This window comes from Pseudonocardia sp. (assembly GCF_025965585.1).
GTDB lineage: Bacteria > Actinomycetota > Actinomycetes > Mycobacteriales > Pseudonocardiaceae > Pseudonocardia.
The window spans coordinates 1-3269 of the sequence record NZ_JAOPWR010000203.1 but is presented as its reverse complement, the minus strand read 5'-3'; the positions used below and the strand labels follow the sequence as shown (position 1 = coordinate 3269).

Genomic DNA, 3269 nt, shown 5'->3' with positions numbered 1-3269 from the left:
TGGGTCAGGCGTTGCCGTCGAAGAGGCTCGTGACCGAGCCGTCGTCGAACACCTGGTGGATGGCCTCGGCCAGCAGCGGGGCGATCGAGATCACCGACATCGTCGGGAAGCGCTTGCTCTCCGGGATCGGCAGGGTGTCGGTGAAGATCACCTCGCGGGCGCCGCAGTTCGACAGCCGCTCCGCCGCCGGGCCCGACAGCACGCCGTGGGTGGCCGCGACGACGACGTCCGAGGCGCCCTGGGCGAGTAGTGCCTCGACGGCCTTGGCCACGGTGCCGCCCGTGTCGATCATGTCGTCGATCACGACGCAGAGCCGGCCCTCGATGTCGCCGACGACGCGGTTGGCGACCGCCTCGTTGGGCTTCATCGGGTCGCGGGTCTTGTGGATGAACGCCAGGGGCGTGCCGCCGAGGGTCTCGGCCCAGCGCTCGGCCAGCCGGACGCGGCCGGAGTCGGGCGAGACGACGGCCAGCTCGTGGTCGGCGTAGGTGCGCTTGACGTGCTCGGCGAGCACCGGCAGGGCGAAGAGGTGGTCGACGGGGCCGTCGAAGAAGCCCTGGATCTGCGCGGTGTGCAGGTCGACCGTCATGATCCGGTCGGCGCCAGCCACCTTGAACATGTCGGCCATCAGGCGCGCCGAGATGGGCTCGCGGCCGCGGTGCTTCTTGTCCTGCCGTGCGTAGCCCCAGAACGGCATGACCACGGTGATCCGCTTGGCCGACGCGCGCTTCAACGCGTCCACCATGATCAGGTGCTCCATGATCTGGTCGTTGATCGGGGCCGAGTGCGACTGCAGCACGAACGCGTCGCAGCCGCGCACCGACTCCTCGAAGCGGACGAAGATCTCCCCGTTCGCGAACGAGTACGCCGACTGCGGCGTGATCGTGACATCGAGGTGCTTGGCGACCTGCTCGGCGAGCTCGGGATGCGCCCTCCCGGAGAACAACATCAGGCTCTTCTTCGGGATCGCGGACATCGCACTCACCGGGATTCAGCCTCCATGCTGTCTGTCGTGGCGTACGTCGCCGCGCGGGCCGCTTCCGCGGCCGGAGTGTCCGGCCGGTTCTTCTCGACCCAGCCCTCGATGATCCGCTGTGACCCGCCCGACACTGCGAGCGACCCCGGCGGGACGTCGTGCTTCAACACCGTGCCAGCACCCGTGTACGCGCCGTCGCCGACCTGAACCGGAGCGATGAACTTGGTGCCCGAGCCGGTCTTCACATGAGAGCCGATCACGGTGCGGTGCTTGCGCACCCCGTCGTAGTTGACGAACGTCGATGATGCGCCGATGTTGCTGTGCTCGCCGATCGTGGCGTCGCCGACGTAGGTCAGGTGGGGCACCTTGCTGCCCGCGCCGATGTCGGAGTTCTTCACCTCGACGAACGTGCCGATCTTGCCGCGCTCGCCGAGCCGCGCGCCGGGCCGCAGGTAGGCGAACGGCCCGACCGACGCGCCCGTGCCGATCACCGCCTCACTGCCGTGCGTGCGGACGACCGTGGCGCCGGCGCCGATCTCGCAGGTGGTGAGCGTGGTGTCGGGCCCGATCTCGGCGCCGCTGCCGACCGAGGTGGCGCCGTGCAGCTGGGTGCCGGGGTGCAGCACGACGTCGACGGCGAGGCTGACCTGGACGTCCACCCAGGTGGTGGCCGGGTCCACGACCGTGACGCCGGCGCGCATCCACTCCTCCAGCAGCCTGCGGTTGAGCTCCCCGCGGGTGGCGGCGAGCTGCACGCGGTCGTTGACGCCGGCGACCTCCCACGTGTCGCGGCACCGGACCCCACGGGCCAGTGCGCCGTCGCCACGGGCGATCTCGACGAGGTCGGTCAGGTAGAGCTCGTGCTGCTTGTTGGACGTGCCCAGCCGCTGGAGCCCGGCGTCGAGGAACGCCGCGTCGAACGCGTAGACGCCGGAGTTCACCTCGCGCACGGCCCGCTGCTCGGGCGATGCGTCGGCCTGCTCGACGATGCGGGTGACGCTCCCGTCCGACTCGCGGAGCACGCGCCCGTAGCCGGTGGGGTCGTCGAGCTCGCTGGTGAGCAGCGTGACCGCGGCGCCGGAGCCGGTGTGGTCGGCCAGCAGCTCGCCGAGCGTGTCGGGTCGCAGCAGTGGGACGTCACCGTAGGTGACGAGAACCGGGCCGGTGAGACCCGGCGGCAGCGCATCCAGCCCGCAGCGGACGGCGTGCCCGGTGCCGAGCTGCTGTTCCTGCACGGCGACCAGTACGGGCCGGGTGAGCTCGTCGGCGAGGCGGGCGACCGCCGCGCGCACCTCGTCGGCGCCGTGACCGACCACGACGACGAGGTGTTCGGGCTCGAGCGCGGCCACGCCGTGCACGGCATGGCCGAGCAGGCTGCGGCCCGCGATGGTGTGCAGGACCTTCGGCAGCGCCGAGCGCATGCGCGTGCCCTGCCCTGCGGCCAGCACGATGGCGGCGCGGGGGCGTTCGGGTGGCGCGGGGCCGGGGCGGCCGGGACCGTGTCGGTCCGCCATGAGGTCCACTCCCTGGTTCGACGTCGGGGGTCGTCGGCCCAGGCGGCGGTGCAGGAGAGCAGGGACCGCCGGGGTCCGTTGAATCCTACGGCGTCAGGTGCGCCTCCGAGTGCCCCCCGGCGAACGGGCGCCGTCGTACGGCCCCGCGGAACAGCCCTTTCGGGGTTCACTCGTTGTCAGGATGGAGCAACGCTCCGTTACTCCCCGAAGGGCGGTGATGGGTCAGCGCAGCAGGGCGCCCCGGGCGCGGACGCGGATCGCACTCGCCGTCGTGGCGGTGTGTCCGCCTGGAGCGCTCGCAGGCCGAGGCGTTCCACCAGTTCCTCAAGGTCGACGACCCGGTGCAGGTTCGCTGAGCGGCGAACGCGGCCGAACGACGGTCCCGGCGGGCCTGACTCCGCCCGGCGACCGCTCGTCGTTGCTCTCCCACCGGTCGTCTCACCGTGTGTGAGGAAGCGAATGGTTCCGGCCTCACAGTGGTTGTCGGGGAGGAACAACCGCGACCCTCATGGAGGAGAAATGCCCACCCGCACCGCACGGACGGCCTGGAACGGAACGCTCGAGCAGGGGTCGGGTCAGGTCGAGCTCAGCAGCAGCGGGGTCGGCACCTACGAGGTCAGCTTCCCCAAGCGGGCGGCCGACGACGCCGGGGGCACCACCAGCCCCGAGGAGCTCATCGCGGCGGCGCACTCGGCCTGCTACGCCATGCAGCTGTCGGCGATGATCGCCGAGGCCGGTGGCACGCCGGAGTCGCTCGACGTCACGGCCGAGGTCTCCCT

3 protein-coding genes are annotated in these 3269 nt (G+C 71.3%); 1 reads left to right on the top strand and 2 read right to left on the bottom strand.

The window, feature by feature from the left end; genetic code table 11:
- Positions 1 to 4: 4 nt before the first annotated feature.
- Both JWR81_RS13170 and glmU read right to left on the bottom strand, forming a co-directional pair.
- Positions 5 to 976: a ribose-phosphate diphosphokinase gene (locus tag JWR81_RS13170; protein ID WP_297651075.1), complete on the bottom strand. Its 972-nt coding sequence runs from the start codon at positions 974 to 976 to the stop codon at positions 5 to 7.
- Between the two features lie 5 nt (positions 977 to 981).
- Entirely contained in the window at positions 982 to 2490 is a 1509-nt protein-coding gene (glmU, locus tag JWR81_RS13165; RefSeq protein WP_297651073.1) for a bifunctional UDP-N-acetylglucosamine diphosphorylase/glucosamine-1-phosphate N-acetyltransferase GlmU, read from the bottom strand.
- A gap of 519 nt (positions 2491 to 3009) precedes the next feature.
- Here glmU and JWR81_RS13160 point away from each other — a divergent pair.
- Positions 3010 to 3269: OsmC family peroxiredoxin (locus tag JWR81_RS13160; RefSeq protein WP_297651070.1), on the top strand; the 260-nt coding region annotated here is incomplete at its 3' end.